Below are 25,878 nucleotides of genomic sequence, written 5' to 3'. Positions count from 1 at the left end.
TATTTAAGGTAGCTTCAAGGGTTAATCAGCTTTTACATCGAATGACTCGCTGTCTTCAAGATAATCTTGATAGTTGTCTTCATCAATGTCGAGTAAGGTGAAAATCATTTCTTGTACATAAGGCCAGTCAGCAGAGTCTCGACAGTGCTTATGATTGTGTACTAGGTTTTCTGCCAGTTTTAATATTGCATAGTAAACTTCTTGACCACGTGGATTATTCATTTTGAGAAAATCACGGTCGTGATGTATTAAAATTAATTCGCAAATATCTTTAGGTAATCGCCAAGAAGAGGCAACGTAATAGCCAATGGTTGCGTGGTTTACACCATAAGCCTGGTCTTCAGTGATGGGGAGTGTTTTATCTGGGGTGCTGTAAGCAAGTTGGTAAGTATCGCTGTAGTCACTATACTTCATTGCCATAATCGGAATGCCGCAATCATGAAATAAACCAAGAGAAAAGAGCTTATCTTTTGAGGTTTTTTCTTTAATCGTTTTGCCAATATGAACACAAGTGTTGGCAATATGTGTGGCACTGTCCCAAAACTCTTCTAAAGCGATACTACAATCTTGTTGGTCAAAACTACGTTTAATCAAGGTGTTGGTTACTAATGAGTTTATTCCCTGCAAACCGATATAACGTACTGATTTGTGAATGTCAGATATTGAGCGCGACAATCCATAAAGGGGCGAGTTAATGGTTTTCAGAATAATTGAAGCGACACCGACATCTTGTGAAATAATATCGGCTAACGCATTTACGTCTGGCTCGTCTTCGGCCATTATTTTTTGTAGTTTAATTAATAAACTTGGCTGAGCCGGAATAGAAAATCCACGGCGTATATCAGCGAGTACTTTATCATCAACTTCTAGCATAAGAATTTACTGTTTTATTAATCAATTAAGTATTATGACGGCTATTTTTATTATTCTACTATCGCTGAAGTTGGCGGTATTTACAACTTAATGACTGACAATTTTGTTGCTTTGCCTCTTTGTCAGTGTTTGATGTTTATCACTTGTTAAATATTTGAAAATATTGAATAGTAGCGCTATGTTCACTTAAAATAATAATTATCATGCTATCAATTCTTTCAATATTACCAGAAGTTAAAGTAAGCACTCGCTTAATTCGTATCTTAAAATCTCTTAGTATCACGACTGTCTTTTACTCGGTAATTGCCAGTAGCACTACTATCGTTGATTTGCCGTCTTGGCAACATACGGTGCTGCCAGGTTCACCTTCTTTGCGCGGAAGTGCTGTTATCGATAATTCATTGTGGGTTAGTGGTAGTAATAAGACTGTTTTTGTTAGTCAAGATGGAGGTAAAACTTGGTTGGATAAATCAGTAGATAGCCCTATAAAAACAGGTTTTCGTGATATTGCCTTATTCGATAAGCATACCGCTATTGTTATGGGGGTTGGCAGTGGAGAACAATCTGTACTTTACAAAACCATTGATGGTGGCGATAGCTGGCAGTTACTTTATCAAAATGAAGATAAAGATGGCTTTTTTGACTCCATCGCTTTTTGGGATGGTGATAATGGTTTGTTGATGGGAGATCCTGTCGATGGCTTTTATGTTATAAAAAAAACCAGTGATGGTGGCAAAACGTGGCGCCGTATCGAGCAGAGTAATATCCCAAAATTTGTTGAAAAAGAAGCCGCTTTTGCGGCCAGTGGTAATACCTTAATTGTTGGTGACAAAGGTAAAGCTTGGCTTACTACGGGTGGATTTTCAGCATCAGTTTATAGCAGCGTCGATTTTGGTGAAACATGGCAACGTGATCGTGTGCCACTGTACTCTAAAACACAAACCGCCGGCGGTTATGGTTTAGCATTAAATGCCAAGCAACAACTTTTTGTTGTTGGCGGAGACTATGAACAGCGTCCTGCAAGTTACCCTAATATGGCAACTTTTACCGATAACCAATGGCAGTCAGTCAATGCTGGGCAATATGGCTTGCGCTCAGCAATGAGTTGTCAGGGAGATATTTGTCTTGCTACAGGAAAAACCAGTAGTGATATTTCGCTTAACGCAGGAAAAACGTGGCAAGTACTAGCAAACCCGCAAGGTAAAAAAGACGATAAAGGCTTCTATACCCTTGCGAGCGATAAGATGATGTTTTTGGCGGCAGGCGCGGAGGGTAAAGTTGGCGTTTATTCATTTAGACAAAAGTAATATTTCATACTTGCTTATCAACATAGGCTGCAAGTGATAATCAAACTAAACTTTATCGTTAAAGCGTTACGCTAGTCGATAAAGTTTAGTGTTTTCTGACAATTAACTCTGTTTAGCGGTTGAATCACGGACAATCAATCTTGGTGTGTAATGATGAACCTATCCATTGAAAGGCCGGTTTGTTGCGGGTTATATATTGCGCTAAGATTTAACTCAATGATCAATTATCAATGAGCTATGTTTAGCGGTTGAATCACGGACAATCAATCTTGGTGTGTAATGATGAACACTATCCATTGAAAGGCCGGTTTGTTGCGGGTTATATATTGCGCTAAGATTTAACTCAATGAGCAATGAGCAATGAGTAATTATCAATGAGCAACTAGCTATGTTTACCGGTTGAATCACGGACAATCAACCTTGGTGTGTAATGATGAACACTATTTTGAGGGGTTTGTTTACGCGATTTTGCAATCAATAAGCTGGCTGCATCTTCAGCGATTTTTTGGTTCGGCTGATTTGCTGTCGTTAAACGTGGCCATGTTTGGCGAGAGAAGGGCGAGTTTTCAAAACCAGCAATAGAAAGTTGCTCAGGTATTGATATCCCCATTAACCGAGCGGCAAACAAAGCACCCGCCGCAATTTCATCGTTACATGAGAAAATAGCGGTTGGGCGAATATCTTCAGACATTAATTGCTTTGCGCCAAGTACGCCAGATTCAAAAGAATACTCGCCATTAATAATTAACCGCTCATCAAGTGCAATGCCATTGTCAGACAAGGCTTGTTTATAACCTCTTAAACGTTCAACCGTTGACATATGTGCTGCTTCACCGGCAATAAAACCAATGTGTTTGTGGCCTAAATCAATGAGGTGTTGAGTAATACTTACCGAAGCCGCATGGTCATTTACCATAATGCAGGGGGCTAATTCATCGGGTGCTACATCGCCAGACATTATCCGAACAACATCAACATTTAGGTCGATAATTTTTTGGACAAATTCAGGCATTTCAGAAAAAGGTGGAGTGAGCACTAAACCAGCGACTCGTGTCTTTCTAACCATGTCGGCAATTTCATCAAGTACATGTACTGATTTTGCTTGGCAAGGATGAATAAGTAATTCAAAACCTTGTTGTTTACAAGCCGCTAAAATACCATTTTGCATATCAATGACATAATATGCGTTAGGGTTATCATAGATAAAAGCAATGCTGTATGCCTTAGTACCCGCTAAGTTTCGTGCCGCTAAGTTGGGCTGATAATGTAAATCATTTACGGCTTCCATGACTTTATCTCGAGTCAATTGTCGTACAGATGATTCATTGTTCATTACTCTTGAAACGGTTTTTATCGAAACGCCCGCTTGTTTGGCAACATCGTTTATTGTAGCTTTCATCGGTTAAAACAGCCTTGTGTATTATTCTTGTTATGTAACCCTACTGCAGCGCAACAGAATATTGTTTCTTTGGCACGGCGGCAACTACTTATTTTAAAATAACTCAAACCTTTATACTAATCTATAGAAATAAAGGATAAAAATTCAAATTGACAGCGCTGTCATTATCAAATATGGTACAACATTGAAGGGTTAAATTAATGCACTATAGGAATATTTATGTCAAGTCGTCAAACACTCAGTAGTTGGAAAAAGCTGACTCAGCTTGCTCAACAGAAACAATCTCAGCACATGAATGATCTGTTTGCTCAAGACAGTGAACGCTTTGACAAGTTTTCTATAGAGTTACCTAAATTACTGTTAGATTATTCAAAGAACCTCATTGATACTGAAACAATGGATACACTGTTCAATCTGGCTAGTGAATGTAAAGTCGTTGAATGGCGCGAAAAAATGTTTATTGGTGCAAAAATCAATAAAACAGAAGACCGTGCTGTTCTTCACACAGCTTTACGCCGTAAAAGCAAAGAGCCTCTCATTGTTGATGGTGAGAATGTCACCACCAGCGTTCAAGTGCAGTTACAGAAAATGGAAGCTTTTGTTAATCATGTTCGTGAAGGTAAGTGGTTAGGTTATTCAGGAAAGCGTATTACTGATGTGGTTAATATTGGTGTTGGTGGTTCCAACCTTGGTCCACAGATGGTCACCGAGGCGTTAAAACACTACAGTGATAAAAGCATTAATGTTCATTATGTTTCTAATGTAGATGGCGCGCAAATCGTAGAAATACTTCGTCCGCTTGACCCAGAAAGAGTGCTATTTATTGTTTCCAGTAAAACCTTTACCACGACCGAAACTATGACAAATGCTAAAACAGCAATAAGGTGGCTTACCGCATCGTCGTTTGATGATAATGCGGTCGGTAAACACTTTGTTGCAGTAACAGCGAATAAAGAAAATGCCATGGGGTTTGGCATTAAAGAAGAAAACATCTTCGGGATGTGGGATTGGGTCGGAGGGCGCTTCTCATTATGGTCAGCAATCGGTTTAGCAATAGCGTTAGATCTGGGCTTTGATAAATTTATAGAATTGCTTGATGGCGCTAATGAAATGGACGAACACTTTCAAAGTGCACCACTAGAAAAAAATATGCCAGCAATAATGGCTTTACTCAGCGTTTGGAATACCACTTTTCTAGGAGCTAGATCTCAAGCGATCCTTCCTTACGATCAAACCTTACATATGCTCTCTGCTTATTTACAACAAGCTGAAATGGAGAGTAATGGAAAATCTGTTTCGTGGAATGGCGATGAAGTTGACTATGCCACCGTACCTTCTATATGGGGTGAACTGGGTATTAATGGTCAACATGCCTTTTATCAGTACCTGCATCAAAGTAATAATGTTGTACCAGCTGATTTTATTGGTTCGGTTGCCAGTGTTACGCCGGTGTCTGGTCATCACGAAACGTTAATGTCGAACTTTTTTGCACAGACACAAGCATTAATGACCGGCGTCAATGAAAAGCAAGTTCGTGCTGATTTAAAAGCAAAAGGACGGACAGCTGATTACATCGATAAGGTGGCTCCTCATAAAGTGCACAAAGGGAATCGTCCAACCAACACTATTCTTTTAAAACGTATAGACCCTAAGACGTTAGGCAACTTAATTGCACTCTATGAACATAAAATATTTGTGCAGGGTATTGTGCTGAAAATATGCTCTTTTGACCAATGGGGCGTTGAATTAGGTAAGGGCTTAGCAGAAAGTATTCATAAAGAGCTGCAAAGCGGTAATGTTTCGCCGAGTCATGATTGCTCTACGCTTAACTTGATGAACTATTATAATAAAGCTAAATAAGCTTTAATTTTACTTTAAAACGCTGATAAATTGTCAGCGTTTCTATTTTTGAAACAATGAAAATTAATAAAATTACCTTTTTAGACTTCATTAATGACATTAAATTATAGTATTCACTAAAGTAATTCTTTATTCATTAAACGTTACTTTAAATGAATAAAGTAGTGCTAAAAACGTATAATAATTGCTTGTGTGTACGAAAATAATACAGGGTGTTTACAAAAAAACTAAAATAAAACTCTATTGTTTACAGTTCATTGCATTAAAGGTGCTGATTAAATCGTAATCAAGTGTAGCCAGATGGTCATTTATTGTGTAATGTTTTACCCGACCTATGACAACGCTGTCATGAATTAAAAAGACAGCGCTGTCTTTGATAGGGTTATAAAAACATAACTATTATATTTAAAAAAAACGTGTGTAAGGGAAAGTCGATGTCAATTCAAAAATTTAAAAAAGGCATGTTAGCGAGTTCAATCGCTCTAGTGCTAGCGGGCGGTGCTACACCATTCGCAATGGCTGCTGAAGAAGTTAAAGCTGCCGAGCAAGAAACTGAAGTAATTGAAGTTCGCGGTATTCGTGGTTCTTTGAAACAAGCATTAAATCAAAAGAGATTTTCTAACGCGGTTGTTGATTCAATTTCTGCAGAAGATATTGGTAAATTTCCCGATAGAAACATTGCAGAGTCACTACAAAGAATACCTGGCGTAACGATTGCCAGAAGTTTTGCTGGTGAAGGTGGTGATGTTTCTATCCGCGGTACTAACTCAGAATTAACCCAAATCAGTATGAATGGTAACTATGTTGCTTCAACAGGATGGTTTTCACAAGCAGCAGCAAAGCGTTCTTTTGATATGGATTTATTACCACCAGAACTTGTCGCTGGTGTTGATGTTTATAAATCGCCAACAGCAAGCCTTGATGAAGGTGGTGTTGGTGGTACTGTCGTTGTGCGCACTCGTAAGCCTTTAGAACTAGACTCTAACACCTTGTTTTTATCTGCTGAATACCAAGATAACAGCCTTTCTGACGAAAATGGTCAAGGCTTAACGGGCATGTATAGCTGGAAAAACGATCAAGAAAACTTCGGTGTTTTAGCGAGTTTATCTACGCTAGAAACTGTTGGGCGTGCGCACAAAGCAGAAAACTATATGGATGATGGTTGGGCGGGTGCAGGTATTTCAGAATTCGCGCAAACTCGTGAACGTGATGCGGTTGATCTAACTGTTCAGTATTCACCCTCTGAAGATTTATCAATGAATGTGCATTACTTTCAAGTTGATCTTGATTCTGCTAACAGTAACCAAAACTATTTAATTATTGCGGGTACAGATCCAACCGGCTTTAATGACCAAGTTACTGGAGCGACTAAATTCTCTCCGACTAATGGTTTTGCGCTAAATGGTAACTATTCTGGTGCACCACTTGATGATCAGAATACCCGTAATGCTGAAATGGATACCGAAGTCATCGCATTTGAAGTTGATTATACGGCTGATACCTATTCAATCAATGCCAAAGTTGGTTCTACTGAAGCAACAGGTGGTGACGGTGGTAACTACAATGCTGGTTGGGTTTCAAGTAACAGTAATACCTCTATTGATTTCGATATGAGCGGCGATAATGCGATGTTGCTTTCTCCTAATGGTACAGATCCAAGTAACCATTCTGAATACATTTTAAGTAGTGGTGCTGTTACTGCTGGCTATCGTAAAGACGAAGAGACTTTCGCACAGTTTGATGTTGATTTTAACGTTGAGTGGGGCCCAATTTCTAACTTTAAAACCGGTGTTAAGTTACGAGATCATCAATTTACAAGTTACTCAGATGCATGGACGTTTGATGATAGCTTGACTACAGGTATCACTAAAGCCACATTTGCGGATGGTCATTTTAATCACTCTGGTGCAGGGTTACTTTCGGGTACTCCAACAAACATTGCGCGTGCAGATGGTGCACAATTAAGAGCGCATTATGATGCTCACAAAACGGGTTCATCATTAAACACAAACAGTTACGGTGTTATTAAAGAAGATATTTTTGCTTTATACGGACAAGCTGATTTTAGTGGCGATAATTATCGCGGTAATTTCGGTTTACGCTATGTGGCTACTGATACCTCTGCTGATTATTACGGTTATGTAGATACCGCTACAATCGTTACAGAAGACAGTGATTACTCAGATTGGTTACCTAGTTTTAACTTAGCACTAAATCTTCATGAAGATGTCATATTACGTTTGTCTGCTGCTAAAGTAATGAGTCGTCCTAATTATTCGTTCTTAAATCCAGCGGCTAGCGTTAACGAGACTACTCGAAGCATTGCTCGTGGTAGTATTGCGCTTGACCCATATCGTGCCAACCAATATGACATTGGTTTAGAATGGTACTTTAACGAAGAATCTTTATTATCAGCAACCTTGTTCTCTAAAGATATTCGTTCTTTTATTATTAACGGTGCTAACGAGTCTACTGTTGATGTCAATGGGGTAGATTATATTCTACGTGAACCCGGTCAAGGTTTAGGTGGTGAACTTCAAGGTATAGAAGGTCAATACCAACAGCAAATGGGTGAGTTTGGCTGGTCAGCTAACATTACTTATACTGAAGGCTTTGGTTTACAGAATTTAGGCGCTGATGGCGGGGGTATTGTTGAAAGACCATTACCAGGGATGTCTAAACTTAGTTATAACTTAAGTGCCTACTATGAAACTGACCTTATTTCAGCTCGAGTTGCTTACACCTACCGTGACGAATTTATCGCTCCGTCTACCGGTATCGGTGGTAACACTGCGTGGGATGCCCATGGTTTTTTTGACGCGAATGTTACTTGGCATGCCACTGAAAACTTAGATGTAAGTGTTGAAGGTTCTAACTTATTCGAAGAAACGACTACTCAACGATTTGGTGAGGGTTTCACCGCTATGCGTTTAGCGGCAGATAATGGTCGCAACGTATTCTTAAAAGTATCTTACCGCTTATAACGGGTAATTTGTTTCGATGAGAGGATAGGTTTTACTTCCTTTCATCGTTATTCTAGGCTTAGTATATATTTTTCCTAAATATCTATTGAGCCTCAATTTTATACATGAACTCCTTTCAACCCTTCATTACATGATGAGCTTTCACAATGACTACAGTTAATAATGATATTTTAATTATTGGCGGCGGAACCGCTGGTTGGTTAAGTGCTGCTATTTTGGCTAAAAGCTTAAATTGCAAAGCAGAAAATGGCATAAAGGTCACTGTCGTTGAATCACCAGATATTCCTATTATTGGTGTTGGAGAGGGGACATGGCCTAATTTAAGAGCTACATTACATAAAATAGGCGTGAGTGAAACTGACTTTATTCGTGAGTGTGATGCAACCTTCAAGCAAGGAGCTGAATTTATAAATTGGGCTACAACACCTAAACAGAATGAAAAATCAAGTTATTACCATCCACTTGGCACGGTAAGTCACTCTTCTTATGACTTTAATTTAGCTCCCTATTGGTTGTTAAAAAATAAAACGACTAGATTACCTTATGACCAAGCAGTAGCTTCTCAGGCAAGAATTTGTGACCAAGGTTTAGCGCCTAAGCAAATCGTTATGCCCGAATACAGTGCTGCTCAAGAATACGCATACCATTTAAATGCCAATAAATTTTCTAACTTTTTAAAAAAACATTGTATTGATAATTTAGGGGTGAAATTTGTTAGTGCTAATGTGACGAACATCGTCTTGGATGAAAATGACTTTATCACACATGTTGAAACAGATCATTGTGAAGAAAAGCAAATATCCGCAGATTTTTTTATCGATTGTAGTGGCTCTAAAGGGCTTATTATTAAGCAAACTTATAATATTGAATGGCATGATATTAGCGATGTTCTTTTTAATGATACGGCTTTTGCTGTTCAAGTTCCTTATGCAGATAAAAAGCAACCAATCAAAACACACACCTTATCGACAGCACAAGAAGCTGGATGGATTTGGGATATTGGCCTACAAGAAAGGCGCGGCGTAGGTCATGTTTTTAGTAGCAAATATATTAGTGATGAAAAAGCTAAACAACAGCTCATCGACTATATTGGCGAAGATTATACCGACGATCTGGTTATTCGAAAAATTCCAATAAAGCTCGGCTACCACCAGAAATTTTGGCATAAAAATAGTGTTGCCATTGGCATGTCTGCAGGTTTTGTTGAACCACTAGAAGCCTCCGCTATTTATTTGTTTGATGCGGCAGCTACCATGATTGCAGCGCAATTTCCTCGTGACAAAAAGCAAATGCTTTATGCGGAGCAACAGTTTAATCAAAACTTTAAAATTCGTATGGAACGAACGGTTGAATTTATTAAGTTACATTATTGCATTTCAGCGCGCAGAGATTCGCAATATTGGATTGATAATTGTGAGCCAACCACAATACCAAATAAGTTAAAACAAAGACTCGAATTCTGGAAAAATCAACCACCGACAAAGTTCGACTTTGACCATGCATGGGAACCCTTTAACTTAGACAGTTATTTGTATGTATTGTATGGCATGCATTATCAAACAGATTTATCAGGCAATCTTTCGGCTTATCCAGATGTTAAAAAAGCTGAAAAATTATTTTCTAATGTTGATCGACAAAGTGAATTATTGAAAAATCAATTACCCAAACAACGCGATCTCATTGAAAAAGTAAAAGAATTTGGATTTAACAAAGTATAAAGGTGTTATTGAATGGATGATGGAATGATTAATCAAGTTGTTATTGTTGGGGGAGGCACTGCTGGCTGGCTAACAGCGGCTAAACTTGCAAAGCATCTTGGCTCGAATAAGTCAGATGCAGTGCAGGTTACTCTTATTGAATCACCTGATATTCCAACCGTGGGCGTCGGTGAAGGTACGTGGCCAACCATGCGAAAAACATTGGCTGATTTAGATATCGAAGAACATGACTTTATTAATTATTGTAATGCCTCTTTTAAGCAGGCAACAAAATTTGTTAATTGGCGAACGCCTGCTAAAAATGGTCAAGACTCTGTTTATTATCACTTGTTTAGTTCTGTTGCCCATGCAGATGAATTTAATCTCAGTCCTTATTGGTCTTTGTCAGATCAGCAAATAGATTACGCTAATTTTGTTAGCCCTCAGGCGCTTATTTGTGAAGGTGGTTTAGCACCAAAAACAATAGCTAATAGAGGTTACGATGGTTTATTAAATTATGCTTATCATTTAGATGCAGGCAAATTTGCTGATTTTTTAAAAAAGATAAGCTGCGAACGTTTCGGTGTTAAGCATTTAGCGGCAAATGTATTATCCGCAAATTTGAATGCTTTAGGTGAAATATCCTCTATTGAGACAAAAGAGTTAGGGCGTATTGAAGGTGATTTTTTCGTAGATTGTACGGGGGGGCGCTGCTTATTGTTAGGTGAAGCTTTAGGGGTCGGGTTTACGCCAATTAATGACGTTTTATTTACCGATAATGCGATAGCGATACAAGTACCTTATCAAAATGAAGAGGATGCTATAAGTAGTTCTACTATTTCAACAGCACATTCTGCGGGTTGGACATGGGACATAGGGTTGTCAAATAGGCGTGGTACTGGCTATGTTTATTGTTCTGATTTTGTCAGTCATGATCAAGCAGAGCAAACATTACGTGATTATATTGGTCCACAAGCAGAACAACTGTCAGCGCGAAGGTTAAAAATCTCATCAGGGTATAGAAACAAATTTTGGGAAAAAAACTGTGTGGCAGTAGGCATGTCTGCCGCTTTTGTTGAGCCCTTAGAGGCTTCAGCTATTTTTCTTATTGAGGCTTCAGCCAATATGCTGTGTGAATTATTTCCTCGTAATAAGCGACAATTACCTGCAGTTGAAAAAACATTTAATGACTCATTTCACTACCGTTGGAAAAGGACGATAGACTTTATTAAGTTACATTATTTTTTATCTCAACGACAAGAAAGTTTTTGGTTAGAAAATAAGTCTCTAAATTCCGTACCAGAAAGTTTATTAGAACAACTCGATAATTGGAAACATCGTCCGGTGAGTAAATATGATTTTCAAAATACCTTTGAACCTTTTATTCAAGACAGCTACCAATATGTTTTGCACGGCATGGGCTACGTACAAGCATTAGAATATAACGCTTCAACGTTTAATGAACATCGTATGCTTGAAAGCATTTTAAAGAAAAATGCTAAATTAAAACAACAGCTACAAAATAATCTGCCAACCAATAGAGACTTACTGAATAAGGTAAGGGCTTTTGGTTTTCAAAAAATATAAAAATATAAAAATATAAAATAAATATTACTGGAGAAATACATGGCTAACTTATCGCCACTCAATAAAAGTCAGCATCAAGCACTGAAAGTAAAAGTAGACCCTAGTTATGCACATAGTGCTAATAGCCATGTTACCCCTATTTCCGTTTTTGAATTGCCGCAAGTTCAGGCGGAATATCCTATTGTTTTTATTAAGGATGCAGAAACAGGACGTTTCCACTTAGTTGCGTTACTTGGCTTAAAGCCGCAGGAAAATTTGTTTCATAAAAAAGAGGGCTGGAATGCTTTATATGTTCCTCAGCATTTGACTAACTTCCCTTTTGTATTATCGTCGTCTGTTGAACAACCTAATAATTTTGTTGTGGGTATTGATTTAGACAGTCAAACGGTATCAGAGAGCGATGGCGAAGCATTGTTTACTGATACGGGTGAGCAAACAAAGTATTTAGTACAAGTCACAGAAAATCTTGCTCGAGCTAATTCACAGCTTAATGCAACGCAACTTTTTATCAATACAATGGTAGATAAAAGTTTACTCTCTTCTCAATCATTAACGATTAAACCTATTAACGCTAAAGAGTTCACGGTAACGGGGTTATATTCCATCGATGAAGAAGCCTTTAAAGATTTAAATGATGCAGACTACCAAGAATTAAAAGACAAAGGGTTTCTTGCTGCGATATATAGTTGTTTGTTTTCTACCCAGCGGATCGCGAAGTTAATTAGCCTTAGCGAAAACTAAACATCAATATCGACTAATTACAATGGAGCCTGAACCCCGAAGAAGTTTTGGCATTCTATTGATTAACCTAAACTTGTGAGTAAGAAAAACATGAACAGACAACTCATTGTCTTATTTTTGGTAACGAGCATAAATTTATTCGGCTGTGAAAAATCACCAACTCATTCCGCTACGACCAATGACAAGACCCAGCAAGATGTATTACTTAAACGCTTAGTTAAAGCGACTCAAACTGATATTGACAAGATTGCTGAAACGCTCAATGTTAAGTATAAAGTATTGACCAATATACCCAGTGATAAGTGTGATATAAATATCGCCGACGGTAATTGCTTTGAAGTTGAGCTAAGTTTCACCGCGACTCAATCTATAACTAGTAATGATTGGCATATTCACTTTAGTCAAATTGCGCCTATTCAATCCTTTGAAAGTGAAGAATTTTCTGTTGTTCATATTAATGGCGATTTACATAAAATATCGTTGAATGATAAGTTTAAAGGCTTTACTGCAGGTGAAACCAAAACCTTATTGTTTAGAGCTATGTTTTGGTCGTTGTCTGAAACAGATGCTTTACCTAACTATATTGTCAGTGCAAATAATTTACAGCCACGCGTTATAGCCAGTACCAAGCCATATAAAAACAGTGAAACAGGATTAGAAGTACTGCCTTATGTGGTGCCGTTCACTGATGTTGAAAAGCAGTTTAAACGCACCGCCCAAGATTCTACTCAGTGGCTTGATGCGGCAAGTTTATATCAAAGAAATACTCAATTAGGTGAGCAAAAGCTCGATGTGAGCAAGGTGATTATACCTACGCCGAAGTCGGTTATTTATAGTAAGAATAATGCTCAGCTTAGTCTTACTTCTGGTATTCATCTTGATTATGGCAATGTCGACAAAGATGATGTTATCGTAGCCATTACTCGCTTAGACACCTTAGGTATTGCTAATAATACTCAAGGCAAGCCTGTCACGTTAAGACTGCTTGAAGACAACAGCAAAATGATTGGCAGTTACCAATTAGACATCACCACAACAGATATTAAGATCACAGGTGTTGACGGCGCTGGTGTTTTTAATGGCTTGCAATCACTATCAAGCTTAATCACCTTAGGTTCAACGCAAGTACCTGTGTTAACGGTTAATGATGAACCTCATTATGAGTTTCGCGGTTTGTTAATTGATGTTGCGCGTAACTTTCACGATAAGACGTTTATTTTAACCCTGCTTGATCAAATGGCAGCTTATAAACTTAATAAGCTACATTTACACTTAGGTGATGATGAAGGCTGGCGATTAGAAATCCCCTCGCTCCCCGAGTTAACCGAAGTGAGTAGCAGGCGCTGTTTTGATTTAAACGATAAAAATTGTTTATTACCACAACTGGGCGCGGGTATTGACCCTAAAAGTGAAGTCAATGGCTATTATTCTGTGGCTGACTATCAAGAGATATTACAAGCAGCAACGGCTCGCCATATTCAAGTGATCCCCTCTTTAGATATGCCCGGGCATTCACGTGCTGCAATTAAAGCGATGGCAGCGCGTACCAAGAAATACGCCATAGCTGAGCAAGATGACAAAGCAAAACAGTTTATCCTCCATGATGCTAATGACCCAACGGTCTATTCATCCGTGCAATTTTACAATGATAATACCATCAACGTTTGTTTAGAGTCTTCTTACGATTTTGTTACTGAAGTGATGACTCAAGTTAAGAAAATTCATGCTGATGGTGGTCAACCGTTAACGCGTTATCACATTGGCGCAGATGAAACTGCGGGCGCTTGGATAGAGTCTCAAGCCTGTAAAGACTTTATTGCCAATAACGATAAAGGTGTTAAAAAAATGAGTGAACTTGGTGCTTATTTTATTGAGCGTGTTGCTGGTATTTTATCAGCATTAGACATAGAAACCGCAGGTTGGAGCGATGGTATGGAGCATACCCGCAAAGAGAATATGCCGGCTATTGTTCAGTCGAACGCTTGGGATACGTTAGCGTGGGGAGGTCATAACAAAACCCATCAATTAGTCAATAGAGATTGGCAAGTTGTGCTGTCATCACCTGATGTACTTTATTTTGATTTCCCTTATGAAGCTGATCCCAAAGAACATGGTTATTATTGGGCCTCTCGCCAGACTAACACCGAAAAAGTCTTTCAATTCATACCCGACAATTTACCTATTCATGCGGAGTTTTGGTTGGACCGTCAAGACAATCCTTATCAAGCCGATGATAGCCAAACCCCGATGAAGTTAGGTAATCGTTTCCTCGGTATCCAAGGGCAGTTATGGAGTGAAAATACTCGTACTGACCATACGGCGCAATATAAATTATTTCCACGACTCTTTGCTTTAGCCGAGCGTGCATGGCACTTAGCTGATTGGGCAGTTCCTTATAATTATCAGGGGGCTAAATACAGTCAGGCAACTAAATTTTTTACTGCAGAGAAAAAAGCCCTGCGCGATCAACAGTGGCAATTGTTTGCGAATACTATCGGTCAAAAAGCCTTAATTAAATTAGAAAATGATAACATTTTTTATCGATTACCTACCGTAGGTGCCATCGTAAAAGAAGGGAAGCTTTATGCCAATATTGCTTTTCCTGGTATCGCTATTGAGTATCAAGTATCGGCGGGCAATTGGACTCGTTACCAAGGGCCAGTAGCTATCGAGGGCACAGTAAACGTTCGCAGCATTAGCTTTGATGGACAACGTAAAGGTCGGGCAGTAACGATTAATAACCACTAATTTGGGGTTTACGCTCTTGGCGGGCTAGTTAATAAAGCCCGCTTAATCAGACTATTCATTATTTATTTTGTAATAGAAAAATAAAAAAAGCATTTTTATTAAAAAAACAAATGACAACGCTGTCATTTGTCGTTAAGATAAAATCAGATTACATTTTAGACACTGGCTGTTTATTAAGCATTGTGATTAAAATAATAAATATAGAGACATGAGGTCAACATGCTGAGCAGCAGCGGCAACAACGAAATATTCTTAGGCATAGATGGCGGTGGCAGCAAATGCAAAGCTATCCTAATGTCGAATGATAATAAAATATTAGGTACTGGCATTGCGGGGCCTGCTAACCCGTTGCACGGTTATGAACAAGCTATAAATTCAATTGCTGAGTCGGCTAAATTAGCACTTAAAAATGCCGGAATTGATGAAAGTGAGCTCGGTAATATAATTGCCGGTGTTGGTCTTGCTGGGGTGAATTTACCGGTTTTATTTGAGCAAATGTCAAACTGGCAGCATCCGTTTAAAAAGATGTATCTTGCCACTGATTTACTTATTGCTTGTCTTGGAGCTCACGATGGTAAAGACGGTGCAGTGATGATAACGGGGACTGGTTCATGTGGCTTTTCATATGTTGATGGCCATCCTTATATTGTTGGCGCTCATGGTTTTCCTCATGGGGATAAAGGTAGCGGTGCATGGTTTGGGTTACAGGCAGCAAAACAATCTTTGTTATCACTTGATGGTCTCATTCCTCATTCATCCATTAATGACAAAGTATTAGCGTTATTAAATGTCAAAGATGATGTTGAATTAGTCGAAGTGATTGCTGGTAAGCCAGCCGCTTTTTATGCCCGTATGGCTAATTTGGTTTTTGACTCTGCAGAAGAAGGTGACAAAATTGCGTTAGATATTGTTGCACAAGGCGCTGAATATATTAGCCATGTGGCCAGGCAGTTATTAAAGCAAAATCCACCTGCCATTGCATTAATTGGTGGCTTAACACCAAGAATAAAGCCTTGGTTAGATAAAGATATTAAACGACAACTGATCGAGCCAAAGCATCCACCAGAAGTTGGTTCAGTAATTTACGCTAAACAACAACTTGCTTTACAGTAAAGCCTAGCCAATTAATTGATAGAATTTAAGGAACAAGCATTGCTATGACTATATTTCGTCTTTACGTTAAAAAATTATTTGATGGGCAAAATTTTATTGACCATCAAGTGTTAACGATCACCGATGGAAAGATCACAGCATTTGATAATAATATCTCTGACGTTGATGATGTGCTTGATGGTTTAGTGGTCCCAGGCTTTATTGATCTACAGGTCAACGGAGGTGGAGGTGCACTATTTAACAACTCACCATCATTAAAAAACATTAAAACTATCATGGCCGCTCATGCCAAGTTTGGTACTACAGCGATGTTACCTACCCTTATAACCGATAAAATATCAGTGATGCAACAGGCCGCAGAAGCAATGGCAGAAGCAATGGCAGAAAAAACACCAGGTATTATTGGTATTCACTTTGAAGGCCCACATTTATCTGTTGCTAAAAAAGGGGCACATATCGAAGAGCACATTCGCGCCATTTCACCACAAGAATGGCAAGTGCTTGAACGTAAAGATATCGGGCAAATACTGGTGACACTTGCCCCTGAAACGGTAAATGTTGATGACATTGCTCGCATGGTTTCGTTGGGTATTAAGGTGTGCTTAGGCCACACCAATGCTGATTTTAACACCGCACAAAAAGCGTTAGAAGCGGGTGCTGACGGATTTACTCATTTGTATAATGCTATGTCGGCAATACAGGGCAGAGAGCCGGGTGTAACGGGTTGTGCTTTGCTCAATGATCAAGCAAGTTGTGGCTTAATTGTTGATGGTCATCATGTTAATTACGAGAGCTGTAAATTAGCGCTGAAAACTAAACCAGTAGGAAGGGTTTTCTTAGTAACTGATGCAATGCCACCGGTAGGTACAAGCGATGTTGAGTTTACTTTAGTTGGTAAAAAAGTGCGGCTTAAAAATGGCAAGTTAACGTCAACAACAGGGGAGTTGGCAGGGTCGGTGTTGAATATGGCGCAAGCAGTAGCTAATACTCATTTAGGCCTGAGGTTACCTTTAGATGAAGCGCTTAGAATGGCCTCAAAATACCCAGCCAATTATATTAAGCAAAGTGATATTCGTGGCAGTTTAACAATAGGTAGTCAAGCTGACTTTGTTGAGCTTAACGATAATTTTACCGTGAAATCGACATGGATCTCTGGGCAAGCTATTTATAGAAACTAACTAACTTAACCTATCATAAAACAATAATAACAAGATAAATATTGAGGAATATATGGAACAGATAATAACAAGTGATAAACCAAAAAGTAATGCACTGCCTATGGCAATTGTCGCGGTACTCTTTTTTATACTAGGCTTTGCGACATGGCTTAATGGGTCATTAATGCCCTACCTTAAACAAATACTCCAGCTGACACCATTTCAAGCATCACTAATATTATTCTCTTTTTACATTGCCGTTACTTTTACTGCGCTGCCGTCGGCGACGATTATTCGTAAAGTAGGCTATAAAAATGGTATGGCTTTGGGAATGGCCACCATGATGGTAGCTGGCTTATTATTTATTCCTGCTGCTCAAACCCAAATTTTTGCTTTGTTTTTGTTTGCTCAGTTAGTGATGGGCTCGGGTATTACTTTATTACAAACAGCTGTTAATCCTTATGTTGTCCGTTTAGGACCTGAAGAATCTGCTGCAGCACGTATTAGTGTTATGGGAATTTTAAACAAAGGTGCCGGTGTTATTGCGCCTTTAGTCTTTACCGCCTTAATTTTGAGTGGCTTTGAAGGTCATTCAACCGAAGTACTAACCCAAGCCAGTATTGATGAGATGGCTAACTCGTTGGTACTTCCTTATTTAGGTATGGCGATTTTCATTGGTTTACTCGGTTTTGCTGTGAAAAAGTCATCACTTCCAGAATTACCCAGTGAAGATGAGGAAGAAGGAGCAAATAGCAAAGGACATATTAAAGAAGCATTATCTCACCCCAATCTAGCATTAGGTGTATTAACTATCTTTTTCTACGTTGCGGTTGAAGTAATAGCCGGCGACACAATAGGTACGTTTGCCTTGTCTCTAGGCGTTGAAAATTACAGCATAATGACCTCATACACTATGATATGTATGGTGGTAGGTTATATATTAGGTATCTTTTTAATTCCTCGTTTTATTTCTCAACAAAAAGCCTTAACTGTTTCAGCCCTGCTGGGGTTGCTGCTAAGTTTAGGTGTGGTCTTTGGTGACAATAATTCATACGCTATCGCTAATATAATTCTTGTTCCTTTTGGAGGAGCAGAACTACCTGATACCTTGATGCTTATTGCATTGCTTGGTTTAGCTAATGCGATTGTTTGGCCTGCTGTTTTCCCATTAGCACTCTCTGGTATGGGGAAATTAACCAGCGTGGGCTCGGCATTATTAGTTATGGGTATTTCAGGAGGGGCATTTGGTCCACTATTTTGGGGCTTGGCAAGCGGTTCATCACTCGGTCAACAAGGGGGTTATATTGTGATGTTACCTTGTTATTTATTTATTCTATTTTATGCGCTTAAGGGCCATAAAATGAAAAGTTGGAAATAATATAGATTCTCTGGACAGTTTCTAAATATTTTAAAAAATTTATCCACATGGATATCCGATCTCACTAGTTGAGGATGCGTTAAACGATCTAATTTGATCGACCCTGGGTTTTATACTCAGGGTTTTTTTTTACTTAAAATTTACAGCAAGATACAACAATTGCTTAAAGATAACTCCGAGTTAACTTAGTGTTAACTTAACTTATTGATTTAATTGTATAATTAGCTTTGTGTTTTTTGCTGTGTTACTTTGTTTGGATACAAGGTTTACTGATTTTTTATTTTTAGCCATTGCTGAACAATAAAGTTTATAAGTGACTTTAACTTGATAAATTTATAACTCAACAATAATAAGAGTGAATAATGCAAATCTACCAAGAAAAGATAGTAACCTTGATTTATTACAGTGATGACTCTCTAGAACTTTTACATAAGATTGAATCATTTTTACAATCTGCAGAAGGGCGTGTGGTTATTCCTGAAAGCTTTAAGAAAGGTAAGTCGATTATTGCTGTTTGTGAAGGTGAGATTAACATTCTTAATAAAATCGGTGATCGTATTATTTCGGCTTATGATGTTGCTTAATTAAACGATTAAACGATTAAACGATTAAACGATTAATCGTTTAAATTTTAAAATAAAAAACGCTACACCAAGATAAATATAATATTTATCTTGGTGTAGCGTTTTTTTTTATTAGTAGGTTTTCTTTTCTAACTGTTCTTTACTGTAACTGGGTTTTTGATGCTTTTCACCCATGTCATCAGCTAATTCTTTCGGTATGTAGTTCTCGTCATGTTTAGCTAATACTTCAGAGGCTTCAATAAAATTGCCATTAACTAACATACCATTTGCGACTATACCTTGGCCTTCACGAAATAAATCAGGCAGTATGCCGTCATAATGTACTTTAATGACAGGGTCAGAATCATTAAAAACTATTGGCATTCTCATATCTACAAGTTCAAAAGTCACGTCTAAACTTGATGGGTCACGCTTAACACTTCCAGGTACCACTAAACCACCAATGCGAAGACGTTGGCCGTCAATAGGTTTTATGCCGGTATCATCTTTACCCTGATATATTTCAGAGGGTTTATAGAAAAGATCTATATTTTGACTTAATGCATAAAGCACAAATCCAGCAACGACACTTAGGCCGACTAAAATAGATATAACGATGGTTAAACGTTTCTTACGACGTGGATTCATGAAACAACCTTATTAGAGTTTTTGGGTAAATTTTTTAAAACTGCGGTCTTGCTATCAGTTTGCTCTGCTTGCGCTGAATTTTGTTGAGCCGCTTTGCGTAACTTCTTTTCGCGCTGTAAACGAAGTGCTATTTTTTGTTTAACCTTTTTATGGTTGCTAAGACTGCTATAAATTAACGCGGCTAATAAAAAAGCACTAACGCCATAAGATAACCAAACAAAAAAAGCATAACCGCCCATATCAAAAAAGGCTGAAATACTATCAAACTGCATTATTTAATACCCTCTGCGGTGATCAATTCACGTACCCAAGGACGCATACTATTACGTGCTAATATTTCGGTACGAAAACGGATAGAAATAACAAATGTTACCAACATGGCGATACCTAAAAAGCAGATAACAAATGGCCAGAACATATCCATACTCATTGAGGGAGCACTCATTTTACTTACGGTTGCTCCTTGATGAAGGGTATTCCACCATTCGACAGAATACTTAATAATAGGAATATTGACAACGCCAACGAGTGATAGAATGCCTGCGGCTTTACCTGCAAGGTTTTTATCCTCAAAGGCATTGTGTAAAGCAATAACACCTAAATAGAGAAAAAGTAGCACTAATTCAGACGTTAAGCGCGCATCCCATATCCACCAAGTTCCCCACATAGGTTTACCCCAAGCGGCGCCGGTAAATAATGCTATAGCGGTAATAACAGCTCCCACGGGTGCCATGGCTGCCGCCGATGCATCAGCCAGCCTGAACTGCCAGACTAAACTACAAAAAGCCGCTGATGCCATAGCTAAATATATACTCATTGATAATATAGCTGTTGGCACATGGATATAAAAAATTCTAAAACTGTCACCTTGTTGATAATCAGCTGGCGCAAAAACTAACGCCCAGATAACGCCAATAGTGAGTAAAGTGATCGTAATCTTTGCAATCCAAGGTAATAGTTTACCGACAAAGCGATACGACACTTCAGGATTTGCATAAGGATGTAGCCATTTCCACATTAGTTAGTACTCACTTTTAATGCTGCACTAACAGCAAAGGGGGCTAAGGTTAAGGAGCCAAAAAACAATGCGGCAATTATAGCAAGTTGTCCGCTGTAAGGTAAGTTCATTGCCGCAGTATCTATGGCACTAGTCGCAAAAATCAATATTGGAATATAAAGCGGTAAGACTAATAAACTCAGTAAGACCCCACCTTTTTTAATACCGACAGTTAATGCAACACCAATAGCACCTAATAAACTGAGCACGGGGGTGCCGAGTAATAACGTTAGCATTAATGCCCCATAGCTATTTTCATTTAAATGTAATAATACGGCAAGTAACGGTGCAATAAAAATAAGGGGTAAGCCAGTAACCAACCAATGCGCAATAATTTTAGCCAGTACTAATATAAATATGGGATGAGGACTCAGCATCATTTGTTCTAAAGAACCATCTTCGTGATCAGATTTAAATAAGCGGTCGAGTGATAATAATGTCGCAAGTAAAGCCGCAACCCAAATAATACCAGGTGCAATACGCGCTAAAGTTGTCGACTCAGGACCAATACCAAGCGGGAATAAAGTCACGACAATGATAAAAAATAACAGTGGATTAATAATATCGTCGCGATGACGAAAAGCAATTGTAAGATCTCTTTTGATGATTAAGCTAAAAGCGGACGTATATGATAAATTATGAACGGTTGTCATGTTATTATCTCTAATAAAATCGGTAATCTAAAGTGATTTTTTTCACTTTATCTTCAGGATATGATAAGTCTTGGTGTGTGGTCAATATAACACAGCCACCACGCTGAGCATGTGCGAGAAACAATTGCTCTAATGTATTGACACCACGCTTATCGATGGCGGTGAAAGGTTCGTCTAATATCCAAATAGGCGCGGTACTTTGCCATAAACGTGCAAGTGCAATACGGCGATGCTGCCCGGCACTTAAATGTGAAGCAAGGGCATCTTCAAAACCTAACAAGTTTACTTTTTCTAACGTTTCTTCTGCTGTTGAAATGTCATTGCCATGCAAGGCAAGATTAAATACTAGGTTCTCTTGAGCGGTCATTTCACCTTTTACACCCGGTAAATGTCCTAAATAGAGTAAGTTTTGATGAAAGGCATCGCCATGGTCAACAATATTTTCTTGTTGGAATAACACGCTACCGTCATAGGGTTGAGATAAACCCGCTAAAATACGTAATAAGCTAGTTTTACCTGATCCATTTGGGCCTTCCACCTGTATAATATCACCGCTAGATACTGAAAAATTAAGTGCTTCAAATAATATTCTATCTTCACGAATACACGTTAATTCGTTAGCACAGAGCAATACTTGCTTATTCGTTCGTTCGTTCGGTGGTTGAATATTTTGAGAGTTTGCCAAAAGAATCACTTTTTGAATAATTTAAATACCAAATTTATGGAACAAATATTAACGTATTTTGCTACATAAAGAGTTGATTTAGATCGTAATACCAAGTTGAGTATTATCATACTATATCGGTCGGTAAAGGCTAGCCCTAGCAATGAGAAAATTAATCATTTATTTTCGTATTACATTAATGAAATTACTCACCATATAGTGCTAGAATTACCAAAATTTTTAGTTTGAATTGTTTTTCTTTAACTTGCTATTTACCGTTAATTGAACAACAAACTCACTAAAACGCCATATTAATGGTGTCTTTAATTGATAATTTTTGTATTCAGTAAATACGCTGAATCGGAGAAAGTAATGATCCCTGAAGTAATGCTCCCTGAGTTAGGACATTTCGCCCTTATAATTGGTTTAGCTTTTGCAATATGTTTAAGCATTATTCCATTAGTAGGATTGGCAAGTCATCAAGAGCGATTAGTCGGCTATGCTAAACCCTTAACCTTTGGCATGTTTGCCTTTACAGCCATTAGTCTTATTATTCTCGGTTGGAGCTTTGTCGTTGACGATTTTTCGGTCAAATATATTGCAGGTCATTCAAATTCTCATTTACCTTATTATTTTAAAATAAGTGCAGTATGGGGGGGGCATGAAGGTTCGCTGTTGTTGTGGGTTTTCTCACTAACCGCTTGGACTGCCGCTGTTGCTAAATTCAGTAAAGGCATCGACGAAGCCTTTATTGCTAGGGTATTAGCTGTCTTGGGTATGGTAGCCGTTGGCTTTATGCTGTTTACGCTATTAACTTCTAACCCCTTTGAACGCTTATGGCCAATGGTCCCCACAGAAGGTCGCGATTTAAACCCATTACTGCAAGACATTGGCTTAATTATTCACCCGCCGATGCTTTATTTAGGTTACGTCGGTTTCTCTGTTGCTTTTGCTTTTGCTGTTGCTGCGTTAATGTGCGGCAAATTAGATGCTGCTTGGGCTCGATGGGCAAGACCTTGGACTGTTGCCGCATGGATATTTTTAACTTTAGGTATCGCTTTAGGCAGTTGGTGGGCCTACTACGAACTTGGCTGGGGCGGATGGTGGTTTTGGGATCCCGTAGAAAATGCTTCCTTTATGCCATGGTTGGTTGGTACGGCACTTATTCATTCATTAGCCGTGACTGAAAAACGTGGTACGTTCAGGAATTGGACCGTGTTATTAGCAATATTTGCCTTTAGTTTAAGCCTATTGGGGACTTTCTTAGTACGTTCAGGTGTTATCACTTCTGTACATTCATTTGCCGCAGATCCTGGTCGTGGTTTATTTATTTTATTATTACTGGCGATTGCGGTCGGTGGTTCATTAACACTTTATGCCTTTAGAGCAAGTACAGTACAAACGTTTAGTCGTTTTGCCTTGTATTCTCGTGAAACGGCACTGCTAATTTGTAACATTATCTTAGTTGTGGCAACGGTTACTGTTTTATTGGGCACCTTATATCCGTTGTTGGTTGATTCTATGGGCTTAGGAAAAATTTCTGTTGGGCCTCCGTATTTCAATGCGGTGTTTGTGCCGATCATGAGTTTGCTTTTTGTTGTCATGGGAATTGGTCCGTTAATTCGCTGGAAAAAAGCTAAGCAAGGTGAATTGCGCAAACAAATGATGAGTCCACTAGTGATCAGCGTTATTGTTGGTCTTGCTTTCCCATTTTTATACGGTGGTGAATTTGTGCCCTTGGTTAGTATGGGTATAGGCTTAGCCTGTTGGGTTTTTCTGGTCGTTCTTAAAGAATTAACGAATCAAATAAACTCGGGTAATGACAAAGGGAAATTTTCTAAGCTGACATTAAGCCAGTGGGGCATGACCTGTGCTCACATGGGGATAGCGATCACTATCGTTGGTGTAACGATAGTCTCTGTTTATGAAAGTGAAACTAACGTAAAAATGCACATTAATGAAAAAGTTCAAATTTCTGATACCGATTATGAAATCGCTTTTAAAGGTATTAAGCAAGTGAAAGGTGCTAACTACAGTGCCGAACAAGGTCAGATAGAAGTGTACAATAATGGTGATTTTGTTACGCTTTTGAAACCTGAACGTCGCACATACTTAGTACAGACCATGGGAATGACTGAAGCGGGTATTGACCCAGGTTTATTCCGTGATATTTATGTGGCATTAGGTGATCCCTTAGAAGGAAATGCTTGGGCAGTTCGTGTTCATTACAAACCCTTTGTTCGTTGGATATGGTTGGGTGCAATATTTATGTCGTTTGGTGGGTTTTTAGCGATATTAGACAAGCGCTACCGTCGTAAAAAAGTCAGTAAGACCACCAATAAAAAGTCAATAAACACAGCTAGCGCTGATGAACTAGCAACAAATAATCAGGGAAATGCGTAATGGGTAAGTTAATTCGTTTAATTCCACTGATATTGTTTATTGCTTTAGGGGCTATTTTATTTCGCGGTTTATCGCTTAATCCGACTGAACTACCTTCGGCGTTGATTGGCAAAAAATTCCCTGAGTTCAGTTTACACTCGGTATTAAACGCTGATCGAACTGTTACGACAGCTGACTTTAAACCGGGTATAAAACTGGTGAATGTTTGGGGAACTTGGTGTCCATCGTGTCGTTATGAGCACGAATACTTGAACGAATTGTCTAAAACAAATCGTTTTACTATTTATGGTTTAAATTATGATGATCAACGTGTTGATGCGGCAAAGTGGTTAACCCAGCTAGGTAATCCTTATCAATTCTCGGCCTTTGACGAAGAGGGAAAATTAAGTGTTAATTTAGGTGTATACGCAGCACCAGAAACTTTTGTGGTGGACCACAGTAATATTATTCGCAAACGTTATGCGGGTCCATTAACTCCACAAGTTTGGCAAAACGAATTTGAGCCACTTATCACTCAAATAGAAGCAGAATTTATAGCTTCGTCAACGAGCAAAGGAAGCCAGTAATGATGTTCAATAAATTGTTAGTTGCTGTATTTTTAACGACTGTTACCTTGCTGAGTTCATTTGTTCTAGCCAGCCCGGTTGATACTTATGTCTTTAAAGATAAGGTCACCGAAATTCGTTTTAATGCCCTTAATAAAGAATTACGTTGCCCTAAATGTCAGAATCAAAATTTGGCTGATTCTAATTCACCTATTGCCGCAGATCTTCGCCGTGAAGTTTATGACATGCTTCAACAAGGTAAGGCTGATATGGAAATTGTTGATTTTATGGTGTCACGCTACGGTGAGTTTGTTTTATATCGCCCTAGGGTCTCTAGCTTAACTTATCTTTTATGGTACGGCCCTGCAGGGCTATTATTTATTGGTGTGATAGTCGTCGTTATTATTCTTCGTCGAAAGCCAGTTAAAAATGCCCAACAACCATTAAGCAATGATCAAAAAAATAAGCTTGATCAAATTCTAAAGCATAAATAAGGCTGTC

General features: G+C 38.6%; 21 protein-coding genes. 14 read left to right on the top strand and 7 right to left on the bottom strand.

Annotated features, from left to right (window positions below; translation table 11 throughout):
• Positions 1 to 21 precede the first annotated feature (21 nt).
• The gene (locus H4J76_RS04610) at positions 22 to 873 is read right to left on the bottom strand and encodes an HDOD domain-containing protein (RefSeq protein WP_182213620.1); all 852 of its coding nucleotides are present in this window, start codon (positions 871 to 873) and stop codon (positions 22 to 24) included.
• Between the two features lie 203 nt (positions 874 to 1,076).
• Between H4J76_RS04610 and H4J76_RS04605 the strand changes: the two genes are divergently transcribed.
• On the top strand, positions 1,077 to 2,180 hold the full coding sequence (locus H4J76_RS04605) for a YCF48-related protein (protein ID WP_182230186.1): 1,104 nt from the start codon (positions 1,077 to 1,079) through the stop codon (positions 2,178 to 2,180).
• A gap of 382 nt (positions 2,181 to 2,562) precedes the next feature.
• Here H4J76_RS04605 and H4J76_RS04600 read toward each other — a convergent pair whose 3' ends face one another.
• The gene (locus H4J76_RS04600; RefSeq protein WP_182230185.1) at positions 2,563 to 3,579 is read right to left on the bottom strand and encodes a LacI family DNA-binding transcriptional regulator; all 1,017 of its coding nucleotides are present in this window, start codon (positions 3,577 to 3,579) and stop codon (positions 2,563 to 2,565) included.
• 219 nt (positions 3,580 to 3,798) lie between these two features.
• On the opposite strand from H4J76_RS04600, the gene pgi reads away from it, so the two are divergent.
• The 10 genes from pgi (at position 3,799) to H4J76_RS04550 (ending at position 19,428) form a co-directional block, all read left to right on the top strand.
• The gene (gene pgi / locus H4J76_RS04595) at positions 3,799 to 5,439 is read left to right on the top strand and encodes a glucose-6-phosphate isomerase (protein WP_182230184.1); all 1,641 of its coding nucleotides are present in this window, start codon (positions 3,799 to 3,801) and stop codon (positions 5,437 to 5,439) included.
• Between the two features lie 434 nt (positions 5,440 to 5,873).
• Entirely contained in the window at positions 5,874 to 8,423 is a 2,550-nt protein-coding gene (locus tag H4J76_RS04590; RefSeq protein WP_182213613.1) for a TonB-dependent receptor, read from the top strand.
• A 146-nt stretch (positions 8,424 to 8,569) separates the two neighbouring features.
• Entirely contained in the window at positions 8,570 to 10,141 is a 1,572-nt protein-coding gene (locus H4J76_RS04585; RefSeq protein ID WP_070375820.1) for a tryptophan halogenase family protein, read from the top strand.
• A gap of 12 nt (positions 10,142 to 10,153) precedes the next feature.
• Positions 10,154 to 11,707: a tryptophan halogenase family protein gene (locus H4J76_RS04580; RefSeq protein WP_083278020.1), complete on the top strand. Its 1,554-nt coding sequence runs from the start codon at positions 10,154 to 10,156 to the stop codon at positions 11,705 to 11,707.
• A gap of 39 nt (positions 11,708 to 11,746) precedes the next feature.
• Positions 11,747 to 12,448 (top strand): SapC family protein, encoded by a 702-nt coding sequence (locus H4J76_RS04575; RefSeq protein ID WP_182221795.1) that lies wholly within the window; start codon positions 11,747 to 11,749, stop codon positions 12,446 to 12,448.
• A gap of 90 nt (positions 12,449 to 12,538) precedes the next feature.
• Positions 12,539 to 15,196 carry a family 20 glycosylhydrolase gene (locus H4J76_RS04570; protein WP_182230183.1) on the top strand — a complete coding sequence of 886 codons (2,658 nt, stop codon included), beginning with the start codon at positions 12,539 to 12,541 and terminating at the stop codon, positions 15,194 to 15,196.
• A gap of 219 nt (positions 15,197 to 15,415) precedes the next feature.
• Entirely contained in the window at positions 15,416 to 16,309 is an 894-nt protein-coding gene (gene nagK, locus H4J76_RS04565) for an N-acetylglucosamine kinase (RefSeq protein ID WP_182213608.1), read from the top strand.
• A 44-nt stretch (positions 16,310 to 16,353) separates the two neighbouring features.
• Positions 16,354 to 17,487 (top strand): N-acetylglucosamine-6-phosphate deacetylase, encoded by a 1,134-nt coding sequence (gene nagA / locus H4J76_RS04560; RefSeq protein WP_182230182.1) that lies wholly within the window; start codon positions 16,354 to 16,356, stop codon positions 17,485 to 17,487.
• A gap of 64 nt (positions 17,488 to 17,551) precedes the next feature.
• Positions 17,552 to 18,844: an N-acetylglucosamine MFS transporter NagP gene (gene nagP, locus H4J76_RS04555; RefSeq protein WP_182213865.1), complete on the top strand. Its 1,293-nt coding sequence runs from the start codon at positions 17,552 to 17,554 to the stop codon at positions 18,842 to 18,844.
• A 362-nt stretch (positions 18,845 to 19,206) separates the two neighbouring features.
• Positions 19,207 to 19,428 carry a TIGR02922 family protein gene (locus H4J76_RS04550; RefSeq protein ID WP_070375825.1) on the top strand — a complete coding sequence of 74 codons (222 nt, stop codon included), beginning with the start codon at positions 19,207 to 19,209 and terminating at the stop codon, positions 19,426 to 19,428.
• A 111-nt stretch (positions 19,429 to 19,539) separates the two neighbouring features.
• Here H4J76_RS04550 and ccmE read toward each other — a convergent pair whose 3' ends face one another.
• From ccmE to ccmA, 5 genes are read right to left on the bottom strand one after another with little or no spacing between them, the layout of a single operon-like run.
• Complete coding sequence (gene ccmE / locus H4J76_RS04545; RefSeq protein WP_070375826.1) at positions 19,540 to 20,055, bottom strand: cytochrome c maturation protein CcmE; 516 nt, start codon at positions 20,053 to 20,055, stop codon at positions 19,540 to 19,542.
• The gene (gene ccmD / locus H4J76_RS04540) at positions 20,052 to 20,327 is read right to left on the bottom strand and encodes a heme exporter protein CcmD (RefSeq protein WP_182218286.1); all 276 of its coding nucleotides are present in this window, start codon (positions 20,325 to 20,327) and stop codon (positions 20,052 to 20,054) included. Before ccmD ends, ccmE begins: the two co-directional genes overlap by 4 nt.
• Complete coding sequence (locus H4J76_RS04535) at positions 20,327 to 21,073, bottom strand: heme ABC transporter permease (protein ID WP_182221797.1); 747 nt, start codon at positions 21,071 to 21,073, stop codon at positions 20,327 to 20,329. The genes ccmD and H4J76_RS04535 overlap by 1 nt, the downstream gene beginning before the upstream one ends.
• A complete protein-coding gene (gene ccmB, locus H4J76_RS04530; protein WP_070375829.1) occupies positions 21,073 to 21,765 on the bottom strand; it encodes a heme exporter protein CcmB in 693 nt (230 codons plus the stop codon). Before ccmB ends, H4J76_RS04535 begins: the two co-directional genes overlap by 1 nt.
• Before the next feature lie 10 nt (positions 21,766 to 21,775).
• Complete coding sequence (gene ccmA / locus H4J76_RS04525) at positions 21,776 to 22,450, bottom strand: cytochrome c biogenesis heme-transporting ATPase CcmA (protein ID WP_404842433.1); 675 nt, start codon at positions 22,448 to 22,450, stop codon at positions 21,776 to 21,778.
• Positions 22,451 to 22,816: 366 nt separating this feature from the next.
• Between ccmA and H4J76_RS04520 the strand changes: the two genes are divergently transcribed.
• From H4J76_RS04520 to H4J76_RS04510, 3 genes are read left to right on the top strand one after another with little or no spacing between them, the layout of a single operon-like run.
• On the top strand, positions 22,817 to 24,832 hold the full coding sequence (locus H4J76_RS04520; protein ID WP_182218292.1) for a heme lyase CcmF/NrfE family subunit: 2,016 nt from the start codon (positions 22,817 to 22,819) through the stop codon (positions 24,830 to 24,832).
• The gene (locus tag H4J76_RS04515; RefSeq protein ID WP_182221798.1) at positions 24,832 to 25,398 is read left to right on the top strand and encodes a DsbE family thiol:disulfide interchange protein; all 567 of its coding nucleotides are present in this window, start codon (positions 24,832 to 24,834) and stop codon (positions 25,396 to 25,398) included. The genes H4J76_RS04520 and H4J76_RS04515 overlap by 1 nt, the downstream gene beginning before the upstream one ends.
• Positions 25,398 to 25,871 carry a cytochrome c-type biogenesis protein CcmH gene (locus H4J76_RS04510; RefSeq protein ID WP_404842434.1) on the top strand — a complete coding sequence of 158 codons (474 nt, stop codon included), beginning with the start codon at positions 25,398 to 25,400 and terminating at the stop codon, positions 25,869 to 25,871. The genes H4J76_RS04515 and H4J76_RS04510 overlap by 1 nt, the downstream gene beginning before the upstream one ends.
• Positions 25,872 to 25,878 lie beyond the last annotated feature (7 nt).

The organism is Colwellia sp. BRX9-1, from assembly GCF_014077195.1.
GTDB lineage: Bacteria > Pseudomonadota > Gammaproteobacteria > Enterobacterales > Alteromonadaceae > Colwellia_A.
This window is presented reverse-complemented; position numbering and strand designations above follow the sequence as displayed.